Origin of the sequence: Streptomyces sp. NRRL F-5122, assembly GCF_001507435.1 — a bacterium.
Lineage (GTDB): Bacteria > Actinomycetota > Actinomycetes > Streptomycetales > Streptomycetaceae > Streptomyces > Streptomyces lannensis.
Genome location: NZ_LMWH01000240.1, coordinates 63089 through 88492, shown reverse-complemented (window position 1 = coordinate 88492; position 25404 = coordinate 63089). Strand labels below are relative to the sequence as shown.

The 25404-nt window shown below is 70.4% G+C and carries 24 protein-coding genes and 1 pseudogene; 15 read left to right on the top strand and 10 right to left on the bottom strand.

The window, feature by feature from the left end; translation table 11 throughout:
- Positions 1-139: 139 nt before the first annotated feature.
- Entirely contained in the window at positions 140-1555 is a 1416-nt protein-coding gene (locus ADL25_RS26335; RefSeq protein WP_059130302.1) for a cytochrome ubiquinol oxidase subunit I, read from the top strand.
- Positions 1552-2541 carry a cytochrome d ubiquinol oxidase subunit II gene (locus tag ADL25_RS26330; protein WP_059130301.1) on the top strand — a complete coding sequence of 330 codons (990 nt, stop codon included), beginning with the start codon at positions 1552-1554 and terminating at the stop codon, positions 2539-2541. Before ADL25_RS26335 ends, ADL25_RS26330 begins: the two co-directional genes overlap by 4 nt.
- 13 nt (positions 2542-2554) lie before the next feature.
- Here ADL25_RS26330 and ADL25_RS26325 read toward each other — a convergent pair whose 3' ends face one another.
- Complete coding sequence (locus ADL25_RS26325) at positions 2555-3478, bottom strand: LysR family transcriptional regulator (protein ID WP_059130300.1); 924 nt, start codon at positions 3476-3478, stop codon at positions 2555-2557.
- 156 nt (positions 3479-3634) lie between these two features.
- Between ADL25_RS26325 and ADL25_RS26320 the strand changes: the two genes are divergently transcribed.
- Both ADL25_RS26320 and ADL25_RS26315 read left to right on the top strand, forming a co-directional pair.
- Positions 3635-4909, top strand: a complete 1275-nt coding sequence (locus ADL25_RS26320) for an MFS transporter (protein ID WP_059130299.1) — start codon at positions 3635-3637, stop codon at positions 4907-4909.
- Positions 4910-5156: 247 nt separating this feature from the next.
- On the top strand, positions 5157-5555 hold the full coding sequence (locus ADL25_RS26315) for a 6-pyruvoyl trahydropterin synthase family protein (protein ID WP_059130298.1): 399 nt from the start codon (positions 5157-5159) through the stop codon (positions 5553-5555).
- Between the two features lie 119 nt (positions 5556-5674).
- Here ADL25_RS26315 and ADL25_RS26310 read toward each other — a convergent pair whose 3' ends face one another.
- The 3 genes from ADL25_RS26310 to ADL25_RS26300 all read right to left on the bottom strand — a co-directional run bounded on the left by ADL25_RS26310 (position 5675) and on the right by ADL25_RS26300 (position 7754).
- Positions 5675-6385: a cytochrome b/b6 domain-containing protein gene (locus ADL25_RS26310; RefSeq protein ID WP_079050580.1), complete on the bottom strand. Its 711-nt coding sequence runs from the start codon at positions 6383-6385 to the stop codon at positions 5675-5677.
- Positions 6327-7001: a molybdopterin-dependent oxidoreductase gene (locus ADL25_RS26305; RefSeq protein ID WP_059130345.1), complete on the bottom strand. Its 675-nt coding sequence runs from the start codon at positions 6999-7001 to the stop codon at positions 6327-6329. Before ADL25_RS26305 ends, ADL25_RS26310 begins: the two co-directional genes overlap by 59 nt.
- A gap of 333 nt (positions 7002-7334) precedes the next feature.
- A complete protein-coding gene (locus ADL25_RS26300; protein WP_059130344.1) occupies positions 7335-7754 on the bottom strand; it encodes an Ohr family peroxiredoxin in 420 nt (139 codons plus the stop codon).
- 298 nt (positions 7755-8052) lie between these two features.
- Between ADL25_RS26300 and ADL25_RS26295 the strand changes: the two genes are divergently transcribed.
- The gene (locus ADL25_RS26295) at positions 8053-8628 is read left to right on the top strand and encodes a CGNR zinc finger domain-containing protein (protein WP_079050582.1); all 576 of its coding nucleotides are present in this window, start codon (positions 8053-8055) and stop codon (positions 8626-8628) included.
- Positions 8629-9051: 423 nt separating this feature from the next.
- Here the strand turns inward: ADL25_RS26295 and ADL25_RS26290 are convergent.
- The 6 genes and pseudogenes from ADL25_RS26290 to ADL25_RS26270 form a co-directional block, all read right to left on the bottom strand.
- Positions 9052-10156: pseudogene (locus ADL25_RS26290) on the bottom strand (aliphatic sulfonate ABC transporter substrate-binding protein).
- 308 nt (positions 10157-10464) lie between these two features.
- On the bottom strand, positions 10465-10566 hold the full coding sequence (locus ADL25_RS51925; RefSeq protein ID WP_319114129.1) for a putative leader peptide: 102 nt from the start codon (positions 10564-10566) through the stop codon (positions 10465-10467).
- A gap of 142 nt (positions 10567-10708) precedes the next feature.
- Positions 10709-11167, bottom strand: a complete 459-nt coding sequence (locus ADL25_RS26285; RefSeq protein ID WP_059130296.1) for an RrF2 family transcriptional regulator — start codon at positions 11165-11167, stop codon at positions 10709-10711.
- Positions 11168-11320: 153 nt separating this feature from the next.
- The gene (locus ADL25_RS26280; protein ID WP_059130295.1) at positions 11321-12550 is read right to left on the bottom strand and encodes an acyl-CoA dehydrogenase family protein; all 1230 of its coding nucleotides are present in this window, start codon (positions 12548-12550) and stop codon (positions 11321-11323) included.
- Positions 12551-12724: 174 nt separating this feature from the next.
- Positions 12725-14734 (bottom strand): FAD/NAD(P)-binding protein, encoded by a 2010-nt coding sequence (locus ADL25_RS26275; protein ID WP_059130294.1) that lies wholly within the window; start codon positions 14732-14734, stop codon positions 12725-12727.
- Positions 14731-15732, bottom strand: coding sequence for an amino acid ABC transporter permease (locus tag ADL25_RS26270; protein WP_059130293.1), 1002 nt, complete (start codon positions 15730-15732; stop codon positions 14731-14733). The genes ADL25_RS26275 and ADL25_RS26270 overlap by 4 nt, the downstream gene beginning before the upstream one ends.
- A 581-nt stretch (positions 15733-16313) precedes the next feature.
- Between ADL25_RS26270 and ADL25_RS26265 the strand changes: the two genes are divergently transcribed.
- The 10 genes from ADL25_RS26265 (at position 16314) to ssuE (ending at position 25133) form a co-directional block, all read left to right on the top strand.
- Positions 16314-17441 (top strand): LLM class flavin-dependent oxidoreductase, encoded by a 1128-nt coding sequence (locus ADL25_RS26265; RefSeq protein WP_059130292.1) that lies wholly within the window; start codon positions 16314-16316, stop codon positions 17439-17441.
- Complete coding sequence (locus ADL25_RS26260) at positions 17438-17968, top strand: GNAT family N-acetyltransferase (protein ID WP_059130291.1); 531 nt, start codon at positions 17438-17440, stop codon at positions 17966-17968. Before ADL25_RS26265 ends, ADL25_RS26260 begins: the two co-directional genes overlap by 4 nt.
- On the top strand, positions 17965-18912 hold the full coding sequence (locus ADL25_RS26255; RefSeq protein ID WP_234381046.1) for an ABC transporter substrate-binding protein: 948 nt from the start codon (positions 17965-17967) through the stop codon (positions 18910-18912). Before ADL25_RS26260 ends, ADL25_RS26255 begins: the two co-directional genes overlap by 4 nt.
- A 16-nt stretch (positions 18913-18928) precedes the next feature.
- Complete coding sequence (locus tag ADL25_RS26250; RefSeq protein WP_059130290.1) at positions 18929-19939, top strand: amino acid ABC transporter permease; 1011 nt, start codon at positions 18929-18931, stop codon at positions 19937-19939.
- Positions 19936-20700 (top strand): amino acid ABC transporter ATP-binding protein, encoded by a 765-nt coding sequence (locus tag ADL25_RS26245; RefSeq protein ID WP_059130289.1) that lies wholly within the window; start codon positions 19936-19938, stop codon positions 20698-20700. The genes ADL25_RS26250 and ADL25_RS26245 overlap by 4 nt, the downstream gene beginning before the upstream one ends.
- Before the next feature lie 40 nt (positions 20701-20740).
- The gene (locus ADL25_RS26240) at positions 20741-21724 is read left to right on the top strand and encodes an ABC transporter substrate-binding protein (protein WP_059130288.1); all 984 of its coding nucleotides are present in this window, start codon (positions 20741-20743) and stop codon (positions 21722-21724) included.
- Positions 21725-21803: 79 nt separating this feature from the next.
- Entirely contained in the window at positions 21804-23015 is a 1212-nt protein-coding gene (locus ADL25_RS26235) for an LLM class flavin-dependent oxidoreductase (protein ID WP_059130287.1), read from the top strand.
- 20 nt (positions 23016-23035) lie between these two features.
- On the top strand, positions 23036-24412 hold the full coding sequence (locus ADL25_RS26230; protein ID WP_059130286.1) for an NtaA/DmoA family FMN-dependent monooxygenase: 1377 nt from the start codon (positions 23036-23038) through the stop codon (positions 24410-24412).
- Positions 24409-24564, top strand: coding sequence for a hypothetical protein (locus ADL25_RS49135; protein ID WP_159045007.1), 156 nt, complete (start codon positions 24409-24411; stop codon positions 24562-24564). The genes ADL25_RS26230 and ADL25_RS49135 overlap by 4 nt, the downstream gene beginning before the upstream one ends.
- A gap of 11 nt (positions 24565-24575) precedes the next feature.
- Positions 24576-25133 (top strand): NADPH-dependent FMN reductase, encoded by a 558-nt coding sequence (gene ssuE, locus ADL25_RS26225; protein WP_059130285.1) that lies wholly within the window; start codon positions 24576-24578, stop codon positions 25131-25133.
- The last annotated feature ends 271 nt before the right edge of the window (positions 25134-25404 follow it).

Below are 25404 nucleotides of genomic sequence, written 5' to 3'. Positions count from 1 at the left end.
TGACGACCTATCGGCCGGTCGGCCTCGGGATTTTCGCCGCCCGGCGGGGTTCGCCTGCACAGGGATTCCGGCATCATCAGCCGCCTTCCGGCGTGACATGCGAATGGTCCGCCGCCGTTCCGAGCCGGAGAGAGAATTCATGACGCTGTCTGCCCTGCTGGGAGCCGTCGACCCGCCACAACTCCTCCCCGCGCGTGAGCAGATGGCATTCACCCTGGGCTTCCACATCATTCTGGTGCCCTTCGGCGTCGCCTTCACCTTCATGATGCTGATCTGCCAGTACCGCGGGCTGCGCCGCGGCGATCAGCAAGCGCTCCTCCTGGCACAGCGATGGTCCAAAGTGGCCGCCGTGCTGTTCGCGGTCGGGGCCGTGTCAGGAACCGTGCTGACTTTCGAGTTGGGCCTTCTCTGGCCCGGGCTCATGGGCAAGTACGGTTCGGCGTTCGGATTTCCGTTCGCCATCGAAGGGCTTTTCTTCTTCCTCGAAGCCATCTTCATGGCCATCTACATCTACGGCTGGAAGAGACTGCCACCATGGCCACACTTCTTCACCGGCGTCGTGGTAACTCTGTCGGGCGTGGGCGGAACGGCGTCCGTCATCGCTGCCAACAGCTGGATGAACCAGCCGGCCGGCATCGTGGTGAAGAACGGGCGCGTGGTGGACGTGATCCCGTCCAAGGTCTTCTTCAACGGGGCCTTCTGGTGGGAGATGGTGCACATGCTCCTCGCGGCGTACATCGTCGCGGGGTTCATGGTCGCCGGTGTGTACGCATGGGACCTGCTCAAGGGGCGCCGCGACCACTATCACCGGCTCGGGTTCCTCGTCCCCTTCGCGGTCGCCGCGATCGCCATGCCGCTGCAGTTCCTCGTCGGGGACACCATCGCGCGCCAGGTCTTCGACAGGGAACCGGCCAAGTTCGCCGCCATCGAGATGGTGCCGACCACCGGCACCCATGTCCCGGAGATCCTCGGCGGCGTCTACATCGACGGCGAGGTGCGCTATGGCATTCCGCTCCCCGGTGTCGCGTCGATCCTCGCCGGTTTCCGTCCCTCCACCCCCATCAAGGGGCTCGACGCGATCCCGCCGGACGTACGCCCCGACGACGCGGTGGTCAGCGTCGTCCATCTCGCCTTCGACGTGATGGTCGGCACGGCGTCGCTCCTGCTCCTGCTGGCCCTGTGGTTCGCCTGGCTGTGGTGGCGGCGGCGCGAGGTGCCGACGAACCCATGGTTCCTGCGCAGTGCGGCCGTGGCCGGTCTGGTCTCGCTGCTGTCGCTGGAGAGCGGCTGGGTGGTGACCGAGGTCGGCCGGCAGCCCTGGACCGTCGTGGGGCTCCTGCTCACTCGGGACGCGGTCGCCACGCAGGGCAATCTGTGGCCGCTGTTCGCCACGGTCCTCGCGATCTATTTCTGCGTCGGTGCCGGTGCCCTGTTCGTGCTCCGGACCATGCGCCGCCGATGGGCGGAAGAAGGAACCGATGCCGTGGCGGTCCCGTACGGCCCCCGGCCGGCACCGGCGATGAACGGGCGCACCTCCGGAGCTGATGACGCATGAGCACTGTGATCGCCGTGATCCTGTTCGTCGGTGTCATCGCCTACGCCCTCTTCGGCGGGGCCGACTACGGAGCCGGTTTCTGGGATCTGACGGCCGGGGGCGAGACGCGGGGACACCGCGTCCGCGAGCTGATCAACCTCTCCCTCAGCCCCGTGTGGGAGGCCAACCACACATGGCTGGTCTTCTGTCTCGTCACGATCTGGACCGGTTTTCCCCGGGCCTTCACCGCCATCACCACGACCTTGTACATCCCACTGGGACTTGCGGCGCTGGGGATCGTCGCCAGAGGAGCCGGCTTCGCCTTCCGTCATGCACTGACCGAACGTCAGGCACAGCGCGTCAGCGGTATCGCGTTCGCCTGTTCGTCGGTGCTCACCCCGTTCTTCTTCGGCACCATCGCGGGCGGGATCGCCTCGGGACGCGTGCCGTCGGCGGGGCACGGTGACGCGCTGTCCAGCTGGCTCAACCCGACCTCCGTCCTCGGCGGGATCCTCGCGGTCACCGTCTGCGCCTACCTCGCCGCCGTGTTCCTGACCGGGCAGGCCCAACGTCGAGCGGACGCCTCCCTGGAGCACGCATGCCGCCTGAGAGCCTTCGCGGCGGGCGTCGGCGGGGGAGTGGTGGCCCTGGTCGGCGTGTACGTCCTGTACTCGGACGCCCCGCGTCTGTTCCACCAGTTGAGGACGGTGGGCGCGCCGCTCCTGGCCGTCTCGGGCCTGTGCGGTCTCGCCGCGCTGATCCTGTTGCACCGGGGCCGTCCGCCCGTGGTACGCGCCCTGGCGGCCCTTGCGATCGCCACCGTCGTCGCCGGATGGGGAGTCGCCCAGTATCCGTACCTCCTGGGCACCCACCTGACCATCCAGCAGGCGGCCGCGCCGTGGGCCACCCTGTGGGTGCTGCTCGTGGTCTCCTGCGTAGCGGCCGCCCTGATCGCGCCTTCGCTCGTCCTGCTCTACACGCTTCAGCTGCAACGCAAACTCGGCTGACCCGGGCGCGGCGTCAGAGCGTGTCGTATCGGTCGGGAGCGGACTCCCGGTCGGCGTGGGTGGCCAGGACGAGGTCGATGAACGCCCTTGCGGCAGCGGAGGGACGACGTCCCGAGGCGGTGACGAGGGAAACCTCGAAAAGGGGCGCGGGATGGACCGGACGTACCGCGAGGGAGTCGGTGCGGGAGCCCGAGATGAGCGAGGTGCTCACAAAGGCGCAACCGAATCCGGCGCGCACCAGATTGACGACCGTGGGGATGTCGGTCACCTCCACGGTGATCTCCCGCCGTAGGCCGGTCTGGGCGAACAGACGGTCGACGCTGGCCCGGGTGCCCCATCCGATGGGGACGTCCACGAAGCGCTCGCCGTCGAGGTCGGCGAGCGGTACGACCGGGCGCGAGGCGAACGCATGATCTTCCAGGCACGCGAGCATCAAGGGTTCGGAGGCCAGTCGGTGCACCGTCACCCCGCCCGGGTAGTGGCCCGGGAGCGCGGCGAAGGCGAGGTCGAGGTCCCCGGCGAGCACCTGGCTGACCAGTTCGGCCGAACCGCCGGGAGAGGTGCTGGGGATGATCTCCACGTGGGGCAGTTCCCGATGGTAGCGGGAGAGGGTGGTGGCCAGATCGATCAGCGTCAGCGACTGCATGATGCCGAGGCGTACGGTGCCGCGCACACCGTTCTGTACGGCTGCGACGGCGTCCCGAGCCGCGTCCACCGCGCCCAGCGCGGTGTGTGCCTCGGGAAGCAGGGCCCGGCCGGCGTCGGTGAGCTCGACCTGGCGTGTCGTGCGTTCGAAGAGCCGCCCGCCGAGCTCGCGCTCCAGGGACCGGATGGAGACCGAGAGCGTCGACTGCACCAGATGCAGCCGGGCCGCGGCGCGGGTGAAGCTGCCTTCCCTGGCGACGGCCACGAAGTGCTCCAGGTGGCGAAGCTCCACGTCCCTCTCTCTCCGCACTCATGTGTGGCAGCGATGAATGTCATGCATACCCTTCGTTGGACATCATAACTCCAGCCAGGAAGCCTAAGAGGTACGTGCAGCAGGGCAACGGCGCCGCTGAAGCTGCACTGAGTACACACCTCGAAAAGGACCCCGATGGCCGTCATCACCCCAGGACGGGCGAAGCCAGGCACGCACCCCCAGGGACCCACCCGCCGCCACCGGCACCACTCGTTCGGCTTCTGGGCAACCACGCTCGCCTTCCTGATGAACATGGGCTTCTCGGCCGTACCGACCCCGCTGTACGTGCTCTACCAGCAGCGCGACCACTTCTCCACGATCATGATCACCGTCGTGTACGCCGTGTACGCGGTGGGTGTCATCGCCAGCCTGTTCCTCGCCGGCCACCTGTCGGACTGGATCGGCCGCAAGCGGGTGCTCGTTCCCGCGCTGCTGCTCAACATCGTCAGTGCGCTGATCTTTCTGTTCGCACCGAGCCTGACAGGACTGCTGGTGGCCCGGGTCGTCTGCGGGGTCTCGGTCGGCCTTACCACCGCGACGGCCACCGCCTATCTCGGCGAACTGCACCTTGGAACCTGGCGCGGCCAGACAGGCTCACCTCGCCGTTCCCAGGTCGTCGCCACCGCGGCGAACCTGGGCGGTATCGGATTCGGCCCGCTGGTCGCCGGGTTGCTCGCCCAGTACGCCCCCCGGCCGCTGGAGCTGCCCTACGCGGTATGGGTCGTGACGCTGGCCGTACTGGCAGCCCTCGTCGCCGTTTCGCCCGAGACCGCCGACCTGCCCGATCCTGCCCCGCGATACCGGCCGCAACATGTCGCGGTGCCGGAACACGCACGGCGGATGCTGTTCGCCGCCGTCGCGACGGGCTTGGCCTCGTTCGCCGTCTTCGGAATCTTCAACTCCCTGACGCCGTCGTTCCTGGTCGGGACCCTCCACGAGGGCTCCCACGCGGTGGCAGGCGCCGTGGCGTTCGCCGCATTCGCCGCGGGGGCAGTCGCCCAGATCGCGCTGATCCGCGGCGGGTTCGCTCTCACGCTGCGCACGGGCCCGATCGTCCTCGTTGCCGGCCTGGCCCTGCTGGTGGGCGGCATGTGGTTGCCCAGCCTGGCCATGTTCGTGATCGGCGGGATACTGACCGGCGCCGGCGGAGGACTGGCCTTCCGAGGCGCACTGACCGCCGCCGGTGCGACCGCCCCGCCCGAGTCCCGGGCCGAGGCGCTCGCCTTCTTCTTTCTCGGCGCCTACATCGGTCTGTCCGTGCCGGTCGTGGCACTGGGGATCGCGACGCAGTATGTGTCCGCGCGCGTGGTGATGCTCGCCTTCGTGGCGATCGTGAGCGTGGCCGTCGCACTGGGCACCCGCTCGATGCTCGCCCAGAGCGGCTTCGAAGGTGGGGCCGGCGCTCGATGACTGCGGCGCACGCCCGCGCAGGCCGGCACCTCCCCCCGGGTGGTGACCGGCCTGGTGTCGTCGCGGGAGGTTCGCCTCCGTCGGATCGTCCCGCCGCCGACGGCTCTGACCGGCTCGCCCAGGAGACGTCCGTCCGACCTTCCTGTGTGGAGAGCGAGACGGCCGCAGTGCGGGAATCCGGAACGTGTTACAAGTGTCCCTTGGCAGGTAGCAGCAAGATCAGTCGCGCCACCCGGAGGGCCGTTCGTTGTTCAGCATCACCGTTCGCGACCACATCATGGTCGCCCACAGCTTCCGCGGCGAGGTGTTCGGGCCCGCGCAGCGGTTGCACGGTGCCACGTTCCTCGTCGACGCGACGTTCCGGCGGGAGGAGTTGGACGACGACAACATCGTCGTCGACATCGGGCTGGCCACGAAGGAACTGGGCGCGGTCGTGGCTGAGCTCAACTACCGCAATCTCGACGACGAGCCGGACTTCGCCGGGATCAACACCTCGACGGAGTTCCTGGCGAAGGTGATCGCCGACCGGCTCGCGGAGCGCATCCACAAGGGGGCACTCGGGGAGGGCGCCAAGGGCATCGCCACCCTCGCCGTGACCCTGCACGAGTCCCATGTCGCGTGGGCGGGTTATGAACGTGCGCTGTGATCCGGCGACCGTTGCGGGCGTGGCCGTGAGCCGGTGGACCCTCGTCGCCCGAGGGGGCAGATGAGGCAGCTTCGCCGGCGGACCGGGCCGACCGGTCTGCCGGCGGGGCCGGCGCGGGCTCAGCCTGCCCGCCCGGCGTCGCCCGAGCCCGGGCCCCGTGCGGCCGGCGGGTCCTCCGGCGTCCAGTGGCGGTGCCAGGTCCTCGCCCAGTCGCGCCCCACGAATCCGGTGCGCATGCCGAGCCGTGCCTCGGGGTCGCGATACGCCCTTCTCATGTGCCCGATCAGCACCGCGGCGATCCCCCAGGCCAGGATGTCGTGGATGAAGATGGCACTGGTGCGGGAGATCGTCGGCAGCACTCCGGTGAACCACATCAGGAGTCCGGTGGCCATCATGACCAGAACCGCTCCCGCGATCCAGCCCGCATAGATCTTCTGTCCCGCGTTGAACTTGCCGGCGGGTCGCGCCCGGGGCTCGGTCAGCCGCCTGCGGACGGCGCGCAGCCATTCCCGGTCGTACGCGGCGAAGCGGTTCAGCCGGCGGAGATCCGCGCGGAAGGCGGGCGAGGCGAGGCCGAGGAGGAAGGGCAGGGGGAGCAGGACGCCCGACCACTCATGGACCGTGACGAGCAGGTGGCGGCGGCCCACCAGCTGGGCCAGCGGCGCCAGATAGAGGCAGGCCGCCGTCCCCACGCAGAGCAGCATCAGCCAGCCGGTGGCCCGGTGCACCAGGCGCTCGGCCCGGCTGAACCGGCGGACCCGGCCCGAACGCTCAGGCCGCGGAGCCGTCGCCGTCGCGGTCCTCGCCGTCGAGCCATCCGTCGATGTCATAGCCGTACTCCTCCCAGTAGCCGGGGACGACCTTGTCGGTCACCGAGATGCCGGAGAGCCATTTGGCCGACTTGTAGAAGTACATGGGGGCCGCGTAGAGCCGGACCGGACCGCCGTGCTCGTGGGTGATGGGCTTGTCCTGCATCCTGAGCGCCACCAGCATGTCGGAGCGGCGCGCCTGAGCGAGGGTGAGGCTCTCGGTGTAGACGCCGTCGAAGCAGGTGAAGCGCAGGGCGCGGCCCTCGGGACGTACTCCGGCGGCCTCGAGCAGGTCGGAGAGCCTCACACCTTCGAACGGAGTGTTCTCCACCCGCCAGCCGTCGGTGCACAGCACGTCGTGGACGATCCGGGTCTGCCGCAGTGCGCGCAGATCCTCGAGCGTGTAGGTCGTCGGTCGGTCGACGAGTCCGTCGATCCGCAGTGCGTAGTCGGTCCCGTCCTTGCGCGGCACCGAGCCCACCACGCTGTAGTAGCGGAATCCCCCCGGGTTGGGGAGCACCCCGGTGAGCCCCGTGGGGTCCTTCTGCGACGCCGCGCCGAGCGCCTTCTCCCAGCCGTCCTGCAGCCAGGGCGCGGTGGCGAGGCCGAAGGCCCCGGCGCCGAGCATGGTGAGCATCGTCCGCCGCGCCACGGGTGCTCCCTCGGCCGGCCGGTTCTTTCGGAGGCCCATCGTCACCGGACCTCGGGGTGCGGGGGGAATGCGGGGGCACGCCCTGTGCGACCGCGTCCCACCATCCGCGGCGCCGCGCTCACCGCGGCGTCGCCGTACTCGACTGCCTGACTCACCGAATCTCTCCTCTGCATGTGCCCGGTCGTCTCGAAGGGCCGGGCGCCGCCCGACGGCCTTCGGTATCCCGCTGCGCCGGGGGATCGGCCGTGTCGGTGGCCGGTGGCGGGGACGGTCGGGCGGTACGGGGATCCTCGGCGCCCGGGGACGGTGTCGGCGGTCTCAGGCGACCGTGGCCTCGATGGTCACGGGGATGTCGAGCGCCTTGGAGTAGGGGCAGATCAGGTGGGCACCGGCGCCGAGCTCCTCCGCGGTGCTCTGGTCCACTCCGCTGAGCTCGAGGTGCAGGACGGCACTGAGGTGGTAGTCGCCCGCGTCGTGGTGCAGCGTGACCTCGGCGACGACCGCCGGGTCCTGCAGAGCGACCTTCTTCTCGGCGGCGGTGATCTTGACCGCGCCCAGGAAGCAGGAGGCCCAGCCGGCGGCGAGGAGCTGCTCGGGATTGGTGGCTCCGCCATTGCCTCCGAACTCCTTCGGAATGGCGAGGGTGACGTCGAGAAGCCCGTCGCTGGATGCGGCACGGCCGCCGTTGCGGCCCTCACCCGTCGCGGTGACGACGGCGGTGTAGTTCGTTTCAGCCATGATCGCGCCTTTCGGATTCACCTGGGAGGGAGCCGATCGAGTTCGTCACCCCTCTGACCGGTGACGACTCTGACAGTGTCGGAATCACCTGTCAAGCGGGTGATGGACGGGAGTGGATGAGGGTGGGGTGTCCTGGGTTGCCGAGCGGAGTGTGTGGCGCCCGACGGGGGAGGGCCAGGTGGCGGCCGAGGCGGTGATCGCCCTTCCGGCGCGTGAGGGTCAGGGGTCGACCTGCCTTGAGGTGCTTGAGGACTGACCCCTTGTTCTTTTGTCCATCACCGGTCAAACTGGTGACATGATGCATGTCTTCAAATGCGGTGCCCCTGTGCTGGACTTCCTGGGGACCCTGCGTGCACGGCGCAACGCGGTGCCCGTCGAGGTGCTCACCTCCCCGGAGAGCCTCGACGCCTGGTTCCGTGAGTCCGGCATGGTCGACGGAGACACGCACTGCGGACCGTCCGACGTGGAGGACGCGATCGCTCTGCGCGAGGCGATCTACCTCCTGATCGTCGCCAGGCTGGCCGGCGACGACTACGACGCCGAGGCGCTCGCGCTGGTCAACGACAGGGCGCGCACTCCGTCCGCGATTCCGCAGCTCACGCGGGCGGGGCGCCGGATCGAGGCGACGGCGCAGCAGGCCCTGTCGTCGGTCGCCCGGCAGGCCGTGGAGGTGCTCGGCGGTCCGGAGGCGGCGCTGCTCAAGGAGTGCAGCAGGCCCGAATGCACCCAGGTCTTCCTCGACCGGTCGCGTGGAGGCTTCCGGGAGTGGTGCGCCATGGATCCTTGCGGAAACAGGGTGAAGGCCGCCGCCTACCGTGCTCGCAGGCGGGTGAGTGGGCCGCGCGCGGCCTCGACCGCGCCGGCCGGTCGATAGGACGCAGCCCGCGGTGCCCTCGCCGGTGTGCGCCGCCGGCTTCCCCGCGGACCGCGCCTCGCCGGGGACTGCGGTCCCGGCCGTTCGGTGGAGCAGCGCGTGGACGGCGGCGGTGAGGTCCTCGGTGAGGCGCTCCCCGCTCATGTCCGCCAAGCGCCGGCCCGGACGACGCGGCGGCTGAAGGTGACCCCCACGAGCAGTGCGGCGAGGAACGGCAGCCGCGACGAACGTGTCGGTGCCGTCGGGGCCCTCCGTGCGCCGTTCGTGGATCCGGGGATGCGCACGGGAAGTGCAGTCGGGCCCGGGCCCGCCGTCCAGGCCGGTCGTGCCGGCGGACGGCGGGCGCGGGCCCGCGGACGGTCCGGGTGGAGCCGGCATGTCGAGGCCGGCTACTCCCCGAAGGGTGACGCATCCGACTCGTCGTCACCCGGCTCCGAGACCCGCGTCCTCGACCTCGTTCTTGCCTTCCGCCTTGAGGACCTTGTTGAGCGGTGCGAGGTCGTAGATGCCCTTGAGATCGGGCTTCTCCAGCAGACCGGCCTTCACGGCGTGGTCCGCCTCACTGTCGAGCGTGGCGGCCAACGGGTCGTCCAGGAACGTGATGGACTTCCAGGCCGGGTCGAGGACTTCGGCGGGAAGCGCCTTGCCGGACAGTTCCTTCAGCGCGGCGTTGGCGGAGGCCTTCGCCTTGTCGGGGTTGGCGTTGATCCATTCGTTGGTCTTCACCGAGCCGCGCAGCACGGCCTCGACGACGTCCGGGTGCTCCTTCAGGAACTTCTGGGACACGATGATGTTCGTGATCACGAACTTCTTGTCCGGCCAGAGATCCGATTCGTCGAGCAGCACCTTGCCGCCCTCGGCGACCAGTTTGGAGGCGGTCGGCTCCGGCACCCAGGCGCCGTCGATCGAGCCGGACTTGAAGGCGTCCGGGGTGACCTTGTTGTCCATCCGGAGCACCGAGATCGCCCTTGCCGCTCTCGGCGTCGACCTTCCAGCCCTGGTCCGCGATCCAGTTGAGGAAGGCGACGTCCTGGGTGTTGCCGAGCTGAGGGGTGGCGATCTTCTTGCCCTTGACGTCCTTCAGGGACTTGATCTTCTTCGGGTCGCCGACGAGCTTCACGCCGCCCGACGCGGAGCCGCTGATGATGCGGAGGCTCTTGCCGTTCGACTTGGTGTAGCCGTTGATGGCGGGGGAGGGGCCGATCCAGCCGATGTCGATGGAGCCCGAGTTGAGCGCCTCGATCTCGGAGGGCCCGGCGTTGAAGGTCGACGCCTTGATCGTGGTGCCGCCGAGCTCCTTCTGGAACAGGCCCTCCTGGACGCCGACCAGCGCCGTGGCGTGGGTGAGGTTGGGGAAGTACCCGATCCTCACTTCGTCGGTGGAGAGCTTCTTGCCGTCCGCCGCGACCTTGGTCTGCTTGCCGTCGTCCGTGGACTCGGAACCGTAGCCGCAGGCGGTCAGCAGGAGAGGGAGCGCCGCTATGACGGCGATCGTGCGCAGGGTGGTGAGCGGTCTTGCGGCAGACACGGAGGTGTCCTCTCAGGGAATAGGTGATCGGGGAAGGAACGGAACTGGGCGGTGCGGAGCCCGTGGGCACACCCCGGCGCAACGCTCACCGGCCCTCGGCGGGTGGAAGGCCGTCGTGGGCGGTGAAGCGGGCAGTGGTGTGCCGCAGGGGACGGTGTGACTTCACGGCGTCCGTGCGGGACCCGAAGGCGCGAGGTCACGGGAGCGCGCGGGTGATGCCGTCGGTCGAGGGGCGTCCCGTCCGCCGACGCGGAGCGGCGGGGTCGCGGTGATGTCCGGCGGGATGCCGGCCGCTTCTGCGGACGGTCTCAGGCGGGTCGACAGATGGCGCTGGACGTACGGCCGAGGTCGATGTGGCGACGTGAGGTCAGAAGGGGCAGCAACCGGTCTGCCCGGCTGAGTGTTCTCATGACCGCCCCCCCACAGATCCCTAGTTTTCCTACCGGGTTGATGGGGATCGTGGCAGAAGTCGGCGCCCACCCCAAGGGGGTGTTCACATGCTGGATGATCAGATCTCGCTCTTCGAGATCGGTGAGGCCGCAGGGCGTGGCGTCAGGGGTTCACCCAGGCGCCCGGGGCGTCGGTCAGTGCGGACACGCCGGCGGGCAGTTGGGCCGATGCCACATCCGCGAGCGACACACCCTCGAGGATCTCGCGCACATTGGTCCGCAGCGCGATCCACAGAGGGAGCAGCGACTGGGCGGGTCCGGTGTAGGACAGCTCCGGGGGACGGACCCCGCGCACCGAGACCAGCGGTCCGTCCACGACGCGTATGACATCGGCGATGCTGATTGCCTCGGCGGGCCTGGCCAGCCGATAGCCGCCCTTGCCGCCGCGCTGGCTGAGCACAAGACCGCCCCGGCGCATGTCGTTCAGGATGCTCTCCAGGAACTTGTGCGGAATGTCCTGGGCGTCGGCGATGGCCTCGGCCTTCAGTGGCTCGTCGTCCCGGGACGCGGCGAGCTGCAGTGCGGCACGTACCGCGTAGTCCGCCCTGGCTGAGATCCGCATGCGCTCATTATTCCGCAGAGCTCCCGTACTCGTCCGTCCCGGGCGGGCCCGGATGGGGCACGGGTTCCCGCCGTGCGATCGGGCCCGGCAGAGGTGCTCCGCCCCGGCGGTCGACGGGGAGTGAGAAGGGGCAGAGGTGCGCGGCCCCGGCGGTCAGACGGGGAGTGAGAAGGGAGGATGCGCACCGTTGAGGAAGTAGTCCCCGACGTCGCGGAGTCGGTGCGCGACGGGTTCGTACAGGGTGTGGGTGCGCGCATCGCGCCAGAAGCGGTCCAAACCCAGGTGGGAGGACGCGGAGCGGGCGCCGATGACGTCGAGCGCGCGGGTGGTGGCCTCCTGGGCGGCCGTGGACGCGGCGGCCTCGGCCATGGCCACGAGGACGGAGATCTCCGCGTACTCGTCGTAGCCGAGGTTCTCGCCGCGCGCCAGTCCGCCGCACACGGCCTGCTGCGCCTGATCGGCGAGCGCCGACGCGGAGCGGGTGAGGACAGTGAGTTCGCCGTAGACGGTCAGTACCTGCGGCTCCTCGGGGGAACCGGCCGGCCAGGCGGGGTGCCAGGGCGAGTGGCCCGCCCTGCTGTACTCGCGGACCTCGGCGAGCACGCCCTCGGCCGCGCCGAGACAGAGCTGGACGGAGAAGAGGCGCCCGATCGGCGACGCCAGCGCGGCGTGGGGTGCGAGGACGTCCTCGTCCGCGGACAGGGAGCCGAGTATGTCGTCGCCGGCCACCGGGACCGCGTCGAACTCGACGCTGCCACCGGCCGCGAGCCGCTGGCCGAAGGTGTCGATGTCGCTGTCGATCCTCACCCCGCCACGGGCGGGATCGACGACCAGGGCGACCGGCTCACCGGTGTCGGCCCGCACGGCCCGCACGGCTATACGGTCGGCGACCAGGACCCCGGTGACATGACTCTGGCGGCCGTCGAGCACATGCCCGTCGGCCGTCTCGGTCAGCGTCAGGGACGGCTCCTGGCGGGCGAAGCCTCCGCCCCAGCACCACTGCTCCGCCGCGGTCCGGCGCTGGACCCGTGCGGCGAGAGCGGGTTCGCCGAAGAACCGGGGGCTGGACGACAGATGGTAGTGGGAGCCGAGGAGCCGGCCGATCGCGCCGTCGGCCGCGGCGATCTCCCGGACCACGGTGTAGGCGGTCGGCCAGTCCGCGCCGCCTCCCCCCGACTCGGCGGGGACGAGCAGCGAGAGCAGTCCCGCGTCGCGTAGCCGGGACACCTCGTCGAACGGGGCCTTGCCCGCCTGCTCCCGGGCCGCCGCGTCCGTGGCCAGATCGTCGGCGGTCTCGCGGGCCACGCGCAGCCAGTGTGCGGGGGGCGGCCCGGTTCGGTCGGGCTCCGAGGTGAGGCCGGACGACGCAAGGGCAACGCCCATGGAGGTGGTCTCCTCAACTTCAGCAGCAGACGGCACTGATGACGTGACCGAGGTCGACATGCCGACGACGAACGAGTCGTTGCCGGGTGCAGGCCGTGTACATCATCCTGCGCATCCGGGTTCGGCCCCGTCAATGCTTTCCTAGTAAATCGATAGGAAAACTGGGAAAGCGCTTCACCCTTCGCCCGGCTGCACACCGGCTCCGACGCTCACGTCGGCGTCGAGCCGTTCCGGGGCGTCACCGGGCGCGCCGGGGTGCGTACCGGTGTCGAGGGCGCGCAGGAGCGCCCGGGCAACCGCGTCGTTCTGGCGGAAGGCGGGGGCGTTGGTGCGGGGGCGGGCGAAGGCGGCCACGGCGCGGCTGTCCGTCGGGGCGCCGAGGGCGACACGGCGGGGGTGCGGGCCGCCGAGACCGGGATCGATGACGCGGCCGTCGGCAGGGGCGACGGTGAGCCGGCCGGAGCGGTGGGTGTGTCCGCTGTCGGCGATGACCTCCTCCGCGAGCGCGCCCGTGCGGTGCAGTCGCCGCAGCAGCGGGTCCTCGGTGCGGTCGAGATTCGGGCCGGGCAGATATGCCTCGATCAGGGCCGTGGCACGGACCGTGCGACCCGGCACGGTGGGACTCGTCGCGGTGAAGGTGCCGGTGGTCTCGTCGGTCCCGACGCGGAGTTCGGCACCGAGGAAGCGGACCAGCCCGGCGCGGGACAGGGCGAGCAACTGGCGCAGCCGGAACCCGGGGGGACCCGAGGCGAGGAAGCTGAAGAAGCCGTGCCACCAGCCGTCGAGGCCCTCGGCGAGGGAGCGGGCCGACAGCCGTCCCCCGGCGATCAGGCGCGGCAACTGGCCGTACACGGAGAGGAGGGCGAGGAACGCGCCCAGGTCGGCGCTGTACGCGGGATCCTCACGGCGGGCCACGTCCCGGGCGATGCGGTCACGCAGATGCTCCTCGAAGTCGTCCGGTGAGGCGAAGGCCAAGTCCTGCAAAGGGCGGTCGAGGGCTTCGAAGTCCAGGCGGTCGTCCGGTCCTGGCACGGCCCCGGCGACCAGGCGCGTCATCGCGTCCGAGTACCAGTCGAGGCGGTCGTAGGCGGCGGCGAACTCCGGCCACGGCACGGCAGTGCGCTCCGGGTGGGCGTGGAACAACTCGTGGTAGTGGCCGAAGCCGATCTCCTTGGCCATCAAGGGCCATACGTCGCGGCGCAGATCCAGCGGGCGTTCCTCGGCGAGCAGCGCGTCGACCGCCTCGGGGCCGAAGTGGCGGGGCAGCGCAGGACGGGGTCCCTGGAGCCGGTAGCCGGTCTTGGCGTGGTACGGCACCCCGCGCCGTGAACCGATGTGCAGCACGGGCTCACGGCCGGAGGGCAGGTAGGTGAGGGTGCCGTCGGGCTCGTCGCGGTAGGTGCCGCCCCGACCCTCGGTGAGCAGCGTCACCAGGTCGACGCAGGCCAGCCCGAATCCGCGCAGGACGACGTGCTCGCCGGGGCGCAGCCCTGTGAGATCGGCGTCGGCGGAGAACTCCGGGGGCAGATGGAAGCGTCCGTGACGGCGGGCGAAGGCGGCATGGGCGCGGTGCTCGGCGGCGGGGGCTGAGCCGAGGTGCCCTTGGGCTAGGACCACCAGGTCGGCGGTGAGCGGAGCGGTGCGGCCGGCGAGGTGCACCTGCTGCGCTCCGTCGGGCGGCCCGGTGACGGCGGTCGCGGTCGTGCGGTGCCATTCGACGGTGACGGTCGACGGCAGTTCGGCCACCGCCCGGCGGAACACCCAGTCCAGGTAGGCGCTCTGGGCACGCCGGGTCGGGAAGTCGGCCCCGGTCAGTGTGCGCAGTTCGGGCAGTACCCGCGGGTCGGCCGGTTCGGCGTACGGTGCGAACCGCGGTCCGCCGGGACGGAACTGGGCGGCCCACTCGGCCAGGGAGGGCCCCGGGCGGACCGGGCCGTCGATGGTGGACGTCTCGTCGGTGAACATCGTGACGTCCTCGGCCATGGAGTTCATACGCAGCAGCGGCGACTGCGCCGCCCGCCAGATCCGCCCCGGCCCCGGCGGATGCGGGTCCACCAGATGGATGCGCAACTTCCGCTGGCCGGACCACAGTTCGGGTGAGTTGGCGGCGATGCGCTCCAGCAGCCCGGTGGCGCGCGGTCCCGCGCCGACGACAACGAGGGCGGAAACGGAACCGGTGCTCACCGGTCACCGCCGAGGGCGGGACGGGAGTCGGCCGCGGTCGCCCCGTGCAACCGGCCCCGCAGCGCGGAGAGTCGGGCGCGCAGCCGCGCGAGCGGGGTGGGCGGAAGGCTGCGTGCGGAGCCCCGGGCGTAGTGGCGCTCGACGTAGTACTGGCCGATGCCGAGCACGGAGGTCACCGCGACGTACCAGAGGGTTGCGACCAGCAGGAGCGGGATGACCTGGTAGGTCCGGTTGTAGATCAGCTGCACCGAGAACAGCAGGTCGTGCACGGCCAGCACGCTGACGATGCTTGTGCCCTTGAGCGTGCCGATCAGCATGTTGCCGGCCGTTGGCACGATGGAGCGCATGGCCTGCGGTACGACGATCCGGCGCAGTGTGCGCCATCTGCCGAGGCCCAGTGCCTGGGCCGCCTCGCTCTGCCCGGCATCCACGGACAGGATGCCGCCGCGTACCACCTCGGCGGCGTACGCGGTCTCGTGCAGAGTCAGTCCGATGACGGCGGTGAGGGTGGGACCGAGCAGGTTCACCGTCTTGACGGTGACGAACTCGGGGCCGAAGGGGATGCCGATGCCGAGTGTCGGATACAGGGCGCCGATGTTGAACCAGAACAGCAGCTGCACCAGCAGCGGAGTGGATCGGAAGATCCACACGTAACCCCAACTCAGCGTGCGCAGGACCGGGTTGGCCGACAGGCGGAGCACCGCCAGAAAGGTGCCGAGCAGGAATCCCAGCACCATCACCGCGCCCGTGAGCCACAGGGTGAGCAGCAGCCCGTCGAGTACCGCGCCGGTGGTGAGGTAGCGGCCCACGACGTCCCACTGGAAGGCGGCGTTGCGGACCACGGAATGGAGGACCAGCGCGAGAACCACCAGTGCGGCGGCGCCCGTCAGCAGGCGGCCGGGGTGCCGGCGCGGCACGATCTGCGGCGGTCCTTCGGGGGCGCCGCGCTCATCGGGTTCGTGTGCGGGGGCGGGCATGACATCAGAAGGCGTGACCATGGGGAGGCTCTCCGGGGAGGGGAATCGCAGGCGTAGGTGACCAGCCGGGGTCCCTCGCGGGCGCAAGGTGCCGCGCCGCCTCGGGGCCCCGGGACGGGATGTCGTCACGCTCGCCGCGTCCCTCAACGCGGCCGGACAGACACCGCGCACGGCGGAGCCTCTCCGCCGTCGATCGTATGTGTGGGCCGCACGGTTGTGTCAACCATGCGGCCCACGGCCACCTGCGGTCCGGCATGCGGGCACCGGTTGACGAAAAGCCCGGCGTACTGCTCAATGAATCGCATGAATGCCCAGTTGCGCTTGGTCTCGCGCGGTCACATCGACTTCGGTCGTGTGTGGTCCGCAGCGTGTTGCGCCTGACTCGGCAGCGGGCCGCCTGACCGGCCCTTCCCTCCCTCGGTGACCCCGTCGCGGGCCGAGACTCCTCCTGCGCGCGCTGCCGCACCCCCGTATCTCCCGACGCCCGGCGTCGTCACGCCCGCCTCACCCCGTCCATTTGTCTGACGGTTCGTCACCCATGCTCGTGTGCAGGGCAGTTCCGTCATGCCCCCACACGGACAGCCTCTCGAAAGGCTTCTGTCATGCCCGTGGAGTTCCTCGGCATCGCCGCGACCAACAACGGCTCCGAAACCACCCCGCGCTCCGGCCCCGCATTCGACAAGGAGTACACGCTCCGGCTCGCCCGGGCGCACGAGGACCACGGCTGGGACCGGGTGCTGTTCGCCTATGGCTCCGGGTCCCCGGACCCTGCCCCGGCGGCCGCGTACATCGCGAGCCGGACGGACCGGCTGCAGATCCTGCTCGCCCACCGCCCCAACGTCTCGTACCCCACCTTCGCCGCCAAGACCTTCGCCACCCTCGACCAGATCAGCGAGGGCCGGCTGACCGTGCACTTCATCACCGGCGGCAACGACCACGAGCAGGGCCGCGAGGGCGACACCCTGACCAAGGACGAGCGCTACGCCCGCACCCGCGAATACATCCGCGTCGTCAAGAAGATCTGGACCACCCACGAGCCCTTCGACCACGAGGGCGGGCACTACCGCTTCCACGACTTCGTCAGTGATGTCTTCCCGGTCCAGCAGCCCCGCCCGAACGTGTCGTTCGGAGGTTCCTCGCCCGCCGCGTACGCCGCCGGGGGCGCCGAGGCGGACATCTACTGCCTGTGGGGGGAGCCACTGGAGAGGACCGCCGAGCAGATCGAGGCGGTGAAGGCCGCCGCGAGGGCGGCGGGCCGTACCGACGTGCCGCGCATCCAGGTCGCCTTCCGCCCGATCATCGCCCCGACCGAGGAACTGGCCTGGGAAAAGGCCCACCGCACGGTCGGTGCCATCCGGCAGCGGCGCGAAGCCGGCCTCGTCCGGCACCACCGCGGCGACGCCCCGGAGAACACCGGCTCACGGCGGCTGATCGCCATCGCCGAGGCGGGGGAGCGCTACGACCGCGCCCTGTGGACCCCGACCGCCGCCGCGACCGGTGGCGCGGGCAACTCCAACGCCCTGGTCGGCACTCCGGAGACAGTCGCCCAGGCCCTGCTGGACTACTACGACATCGGCGTCGACATCCTCTCCGCCCGCGGCTACGACCTGCTCGGGGACGCCGTCGACTTCGGGCGGCACGTGATCCCGATCGTCCGCGAGGAGGTCGCCAGGCGCGACGCCGAGCGGTCGGCGCATGCTCCCCGGACCTACGCGGCGGTGGCCGAATGACCTTCGTCGCACCGAAGCCCGTCCCCGGGCCGACGGTGGTGCATGTCCCGGTCTCCGACCCACGCGTGAGACCCCTGCTGCACGAACTCGGCGAGGAGTACTCCACCCGGTACGGCAAGGACGCACACGCCGAACTGGCCCGCTACCCCGACGAGGAGTTCACCGCACCGTACGGCGGTGTTCTGCTGCTGCTCCTGGAGCGGGGCCAGCCCGTCGCGGGCGGCGCCTTCCGGCGGTACGACGCGGACACGGCCGAGCTGAAGCGGATCTGGACGCACTCGGCCCACCGCCGGCGCGGCCTCGCCCGGCGCGTCGTCGCCGAGCTCGAACACGAGGCGGGCGTCCGCGGGTACCGGCGGATCCGGCTGACCACCGGGCCGCGCCAGCCGGAGGCCCGAGGCCTGTACCTGGCCACCGGCTACACACCGCTGTTCGACATCGGGGCCGATCCGGAAACCATCGGCCCGCTCCCCTTCGAGAAACACCTCTCCGCCACCGCACCCACCGGAAGGGCCCCCGTCCAGTGAAGCTCCATGGCATCGGCGCACGTCTGCGCCCGCTCGCGGCCACCGCCGCGCTCCTGCCCCTGCTGACCCTGACCGCGTGCGGCTCCGGCGACCCCGGCGACGAGGCGGTGCCGGCTGCGCGGGCGACCGCGGACGACCCGGTCGCCGCCGTCCGCACGGTGGACGCCGTCGCCGCTCTGCTCCCGGCATCCGTCCGCTCGTCGGGCACGCTGCGGATCGGCAGCTCCGTCGGAGCGCCGCCCTCGGCGTACTACCCGGACGGCTCCGACACACCCGAGGGACAGGACATCGACATCGCCGACGCCGTGGCGAAGGTCCTCGGAGTCAGGCTGGAGCGGCAGGACGCCTCCTTCGAGACGATCCTGCCCGCCCTGCGCAGTGGCAAGTACGACGTCGGCACCGGCAATTTCGGCGTCACCACCGAGCGTCTGAGGACCATCGACTTCGTCACCTACATCGACGACGGCCAGGGCTTCGCGGTGAAGCAGGGCGACACGTCGTTCGGCAAGCGGATCGGCGATCTGACCCAGCTGTGCGGACGGACCGTGGGCATCGGCGCAGGAACCACCTTCGAGGCGACGCTCGACGCGCAGAAGGGGGTGTGCGCGAAGGCCGGCAAGAAGCCCTACGACGTGAAGGTCTACTCGGAGAACGGGGCGACCCTCACCGCCCTCCAGCAGGGCCGTATCGACGTGATCATGTCGACCATCAACGGGCTGCGCCACCAGGCCGCGCAGCCCGCCGCCCACACCACGTTCCTCGGCGAGTACCACCGCCTCGACGTCGGTTTCGCCTTCAAGAAGGGCTCCCCCCTCACCAAGCCGTTCCAGGCCGCCGTCAACGAGCTGATCAAGGACGGCACATACGCCCGGATCCTCAGGAAGTGGGGCACCACCGGCTCCGCGATCGGCACGTCCCGCATCAGCCCGCCCGAGCACACATAGGAGCAGGGACCCCACCATGCCCACCACCCGTACCGCGCCACCCGGCGCGATCTCCCCGGGCACCGCCCCCGACGTTCCGCCCGCCCCGGAAGCGCTCAGGGTCGTCCCCGCCCGCCACTACGCCCGCTGGACGGCGGCCGTCGTCGTGCTGGTGCTGGTCGCCCAGTTCGTGCACGGCCTGGCCACCAACCCCGTGTGGGAGTGGGGCGTCTTCCGTGCCTACGTCCTGTCGGAGACGATCGTCCAGGCGGTGTGGGTGACCCTGCAACTCACCGCCTACGCCACCGTGCTCGGCTTCCTTCTCGGCACCGTCCTGGCCTTCATGCGACTGTCGCGCAGCCCGGTACTGCAGACCGTGGCCTGGACGTACATCTGGATCTTCCGGTCGATCCCGATGATCGTGCAACTGGTCTTCTGGTTCAACCTGAGCGCCCTGTACGACAGGCTGGGCGTAGGCATCCCCTTCGGCCCGGTGTTCTGGTCCGTCGACAGCGACAGCCTGATCGGCACCATCGGCGCCGCGGTCATCGGCCTGACGCTGCACCAGGCCGCCTATGCCGCCGAGATCGTCCGCGGCGGCGTCATCTCGGTCGACCACGGGCAGTCCGAGGCCGCCGCCGCACTGGGCATCCCGCGACTGCGGCAGATCCGCCGTATCGTCCTGCCACAGGCCATGCGCGCGATCCTGCCCACGGCGGGCAACGAGATCATCGGCCTCCTCAAGGGCACGTCCGTGGTCTATGTGATGGCCATCGGCGAGCTGTTCTACCAGGTGCAGGTCGTCTACGGCCGCAACGGCCGGGTGATCCCGCTGCTGCTGGTCGCCACCGCCTGGTACGTCGTCCTGACCTCGCTGCTGTCGGTCGCCCAGTACTACGTGGAGCGCCGCTACGCGCGGGGCGCCGACCGCACGCCGCCGCCCACTCCGCTCCAGCGTGCCCGGCGCTTCGTGCGTGATCTGCGCGCGGCGGCAGCCCGGCGCGACCAGCCCGTCGTACCCCTGAACCCCCTGGGAGAGAGCCGATGAGCGAGGTGATGGTGGACGTCCACGGCGTCCACAAGAGCTTCGGCCCACTGCAAGTGCTGCGCGGGGTGGACCTTCAGGTCCGCGCCGGCGAGGTCACCGTGATCCTGGGCCCGTCGGGCTCCGGCAAGTCCACGCTGCTGCGCACGATCAACCACCTGGAGAAGGTCGACCAGGGCTGGATCAGCATCGACGGCGAGCTCATCGGCTACCGCCGCTCCGGCGGCAAGCTGCACGAGCTCAAGGAGAAGGACGTTCTGAAGCAGCGCACCGGCATCGGGTTCGTCTTCCAGACCTTCAATCTGTTCCCGCATCTGACCGTCCTGGACAACCTCGTCGAGGCCCCCGTCTCCGCACTGCGCCGGCCGCGGAAGGAGGCCGAGGAGACCGCCCGCCGGCTCCTCGACCGGGTCGGTCTCGCCGACAAGGCCGACGCCTACCCCCGCCGGCTCTCCGGCGGCCAGCAGCAGCGCGTGGCCATCGCCCGCGCCCTCGCCCTCGGGCCGAAGGTGCTGCTCTTCGACGAGCCCACCTCGGCACTCGACCCGGAGCTTGTCGGTGAGGTCCTGGACGTGATCAGGGACCTGGCCGGCACCGGAACCACCATGATCGTCGTCACCCATGAGATCGGCTTCGCCCGTGAGGTCGCCGACACCGTGGTCTTCATGGACGGCGGTGGGGTCGTGGAACAGGGGCCGCCCGCGGCGGTCCTGGACGATCCGCGCCACGAACGCACCCGCGCCTTCCTCTCCAAGGTCCTCTGACGCCCCGTCACCGCCGCTCGCACACACAAGGAGTACGACCATGACCGCGACTCTCGCCCGCCACACCGTCGCCGCCGCGCTGACGCTCTCCTCGGCCCTCGTCCTGGCCGCCTGCGCCAACCCCTCCGACGGCGGCACGACCGAGGTCGCGGCCACGAAGGGCAGCACGACGAAGATCAACCTCAGTCCCGACCAGAACCGCGTCACCACGGGCAAGGTCGACTCCATAGCCGCGGAGGTCCCGGAGAGGATCAGGAAGAGAGGCACCCTGGAGATCGTCGCGTCGTCCGGCTCGGCGGCACCGCTGAACTTCCACGCGACCGACAACAGGACCGTCATCGGGGTCGAGCCCGACATCGCCCATCTGGTCGCCGACGTCCTCGGTCTCGAGCCGCACATCACCACCGTCTCCTGGGAGAACATCTTCGTCGGCCTCGACAGCGGCAAGTACGACGCCGGCTTCAGCAACGTCACCGACACCGAGGAGCGCAAGGAGAAGTACGACTTCGCCACCTACCGCGAGGACAACCTCGGCTTCGAGGCGAAGAAGGGCAGCGGCCTGAAGGTCCGGGGCCCCGCGGACGTGGCGGGCAGGACGGTCGCCGTGAGCAGCGGCACCAACCAGGAGAAGCTGCTCATCGAATGGAGCAAGGAGAACGAGAAGGCCGGCCGCAAGCCGGTGGACATCAAGTACTACCAGAACGACAGCGACACCTACCTCGCTCTGCGATCCGGCCGCATCGACCTCTATCTGGGCCCCAACCCGACCGCCGCCTACCACGCGGCCACCACGGGCCGAACAGAGGTCGTCGGCACCTACTCCGGTGCGGGCGCAAGCCTCCAGGGCCTCATAGCGGCCACCACCAAGAAGGACAGCGGCCTGGTCCAACCGCTCGCCGACGCCCTCAACGAGGTCATCCGTAACGGCACTTACGCGAAGGTGCTCGAGCGCTGGGGCCTGTCCGACGAGGCCGTGTCGAAGTCGGAGATCAACCCGCCCGGACTGCCCAGGTCCAACAAGTAGCCGCATCGGAGCGCGGGAGTGGTCCGCCTGGCACACACCCCCTTCGCGCCCAGGACTCCTTTCAGAAAGGCATCCGCTCGTGTCCACACAGACCTCCCCGCCTTCTTCAGCGCTGCACCTCGCCGTCGCCCTGGACGGCACCGGCTGGCACCCCGCCTCCTGGCGGGAGCCGGTGGCCGAACCCGGCAGTCTGTACTCCGCCGGATACTGGGCCGAGCTGGTCGCCGAGGCCGAGCGCGGTCTGCTCGACTTCGTGACCTTCGAGGACGGCCTCGGCCCCCAGTCGACCCACTTCCTCGACCCCGACGAGCGCACGGACCAGGTCCGCGGCCGCCTGGACGCCGTACTCGTCGCTTCCCGCGTCGCACCGCTCACCCGGCACATCGGCCTGGTCCCGACCGTGGTCGCCACCCACACCGAGCCGTTCCACATCGCCAAGGCGATCGCCACCCTCGACCACGTGAGCACCGGCCGCGCGGGCCTGCGCGTGCAGATCACGGCCCGTCCGAACGAGGCGGCGCACTTCGGCCGCCGCACGATCCCCCGCATCGACGGCTACGAGAGCCTGGCCGCACGGGAGGTGATCGGCGACCTCTTCGACGAGGCCGCCGACTACGTGGAGGTGGTGCGCCGGCTCTGGGACAGCTGGGAGGACGACGCGGAGATCCGCGACGCCGCCACCGGCCGCTTCATCGACCGCGACAAGCTCCACTACATCGACTTCGAGGGCCGCCACTTCAGCGTCAGGGGACCGTCCATCACACCGCGCCCACCGCAGGGCCAGCCCGTCGTCAGCGCCCTCGCCCACTGGACGGTGCCCTACCGGCTCGTGGGCCGCCAGGCCGACATCGGCTATGTCACCCCGCACCACACCGAGCAGGTCCGGGCGATCGTCGCCGAAGTCCGCGCCGAGCAGGCGGCGGCCGGCCGTCCCGGCACGCCCTTGCACGTCTTCGCCGACCTGGTGGTCTTCCTCGACAGCGATCCCGCGGCCGCGGCGGCCCGGCGCGAACGCCTCGACGCGCTCGCGGGCGAGCCGTACACCAGTGACGCCCGCATCTTCACCGGCACCCCCGCCCAACTCGCCGATCTCCTCCAGGAGTGGCAGTCGGCGGGGCTCACCGGCTACCGGCTGCGTCCCGGCGTACTCGGCCACGACCTTTCGGCGATCACCCGGGGTCTCGTCCCCGAACTGCAGCGGCGGGGCGCCTTCCGCCGCGCCTACGAGGCCGACACCCTGCGCGGACTGCTCGGCCTCGCCCGCCCCGCCAACCGCTACGCCACCGCCTGAGCCGGAGGAGCCGAAGCACCATGAACAAGCCGCCCAAGCAGATCCATCTGGCCGCCCATTTCCCCGGAGTCAACAACACCACGGTGTGGAGCGACCCCGAGGCCGGCAGTCACATCGACTTCCGCTCCTTCGTCCACTTCGCGCAGACCGCCGAACGAGCCAAGTTCGACTTCCTCTTCCTCGCGGAAGGTCTCAGACTGCGCGAACAGGGCGGGCAGATCTACGACTTGGACGTCGTCGGCCGACCCGACACCTTCACCGTCCTCGCCGCGCTCGCCGCCGTCACCGAACACCTCGGACTGACCGGCACCATCAACTCCACCTTCAACGAGCCCTACGAGGTGGCCCGCCAGTTCGCCAGCCTCGACCACCTGTCCGGCGGCCGCTCCGCATGGAACGTCGTCACGTCCTGGGACGCCTTCACCGGGGAGAACTTCCGCCGGGGAGGCTTTCTGCCGCAGGAGGAGCGGTACTCGCGCGCCGAAGAGTTCCTGGCCACCGCGAACGAACTCTTCGATTCCTGGCGCGGTGACGAGATCGTCGCGGACCGGGCGACCGGAACCTTCCTGAGGGACGCCAAGGCCGGCGCCTTCGTCCACTCGGGTCGGCACTTCGACATCCACGGCCGGTTCAACGTCCCGCGTTCCCCGCAGGGCCGCCCGGTCGTCTTCCAGGCGGGCGACTCCGACGAGGGACGCGAGTTCGCCGCGGCCGGAGCCGACGCGATCTTCAGCCGGTACGCCACCCTGGAAGCGGGGCAGGCCTTCTACACGGACGTGAAGAACCGCCTCGCCAAGTACGGCAGGCGCCCCGACCAACTGCTGATCCTGCCCGCCGCCACCTTCGTGCTGGGCGACACCGACGCGGAGGCGTCGGAACGGGCGCGCGAAGTGCGCCGCCGGCAGGTCAGCGGCGCCACCGCCATCAAACATCTCGAGTTCGTCTGGAACCGGGACCTGTCGTCGTACGACCCCGACGGGCCGCTTCCCGACATCGACCCCCATGTCGGCGACACCCATATCGCCGAGGGCCGCGCCCAAGTACGCATGTACCGGGACCCACTGGCCACGGCACGGGAGTGGCGGGAACTGGCCGCCGCCAACCACTGGTCCATTCGTGACCTGGTCGTCAACACCGGCAACCGGCAGAACTTCGTGGGCTCACCGGCCACCGTCGCCAGGACCATCAACGACTTCGTACAGGCCGACGCCGCCGACGGATTCATCCTGGTCCCGCACATCACACCGGGCGGCCTCGACGAGTTCGCCGACAAGGTCGTCCCCCTGCTGCAGGAACGGGGCGTCTTCCGCACACGGTACGAGGGCCCGACGCTGCGGCACCAGCTCGGCCTCGCCCACCCCGACGACCTGCCGGGCGAGCAGCGGGCCGCGTCGTGAAGCCCTTCCCGCGGGGCGGCACCCGTGACATCGCTCCCGGAGCCGTCCCGGCGGCCACCGGCCGGATCCCCGGCACCCTCGCGCACACGCCTCGTGAGTTCGGCCGCGGCGTCCCCGGCGGCGAACCGCCCCAGTCCACCCGGTACTCCTGAAAGGCCGCCGCATGGCCACCGTCCTCTCCGTCTCCGGAAGCCCCTCCGCCACCTCCCGCACCGCACGGCTCCTGCGCCACCTGGACAAGCGCCTCGTCGCGCAGGGGCACGAGGTGACCACCCTGAACGTCCGCACTCTCCCCGCCGAGGCACTGCTCGGCGCCGACTTCAGGAACCCCGCGATCGTCGAGGCCATTGCCCTGTTCGAACGGGCGGAGGGCATCGTCATCGGCACGCCCGTCTACAAGGCCGCTTATTCCGGGCTGCTGAAGTCGCTGCTCGACCTGCTCCCGCAGTACGCGCTGGCGGGCAAGACCGTGCTGCCACTGGCCACCGGCGGATCCGTCGCCCATGTCCTGGCCATCGACTATGCCCTGCGTCCCGTGCTGAGCTCCATGGGCGCCACGCACATCGTTCCCGGCTGGTTCACGCTGGACAAGGACATCACCGTGTCCGACGACGGGACGGTCACCCTCGCACCGGGCTCGGCGGGACCCCTGGTGCAGGTCACGGATCAGTTCTCCGCCGCACTGGGCGGCCGTACGACGGTACTGACGGCGGCCGGATGAGCGGCGTGGTCCGCGGCCCGGGCCACCCGCTCCGGGACACGGCCGCCGCCGAGGCGACGGCAACTCGCGCCCCGCACGTGGATCTGCGCGGTGAACACCTCCGGGTCGAGGACGCGAAGCTCGCCGTACTGGTTCGGCGAAGGGGTCCTGCCGAGGCTTCGGGCGCAGGACCTGTGGAGTCACCCCCTCCACCCAGCCGAGGACCCCCGGCACTCCGCCCGCGAACCCTTCTCCGGTGCCGGGAGCAGCCGTTGACCGCGGCGATCGCCCT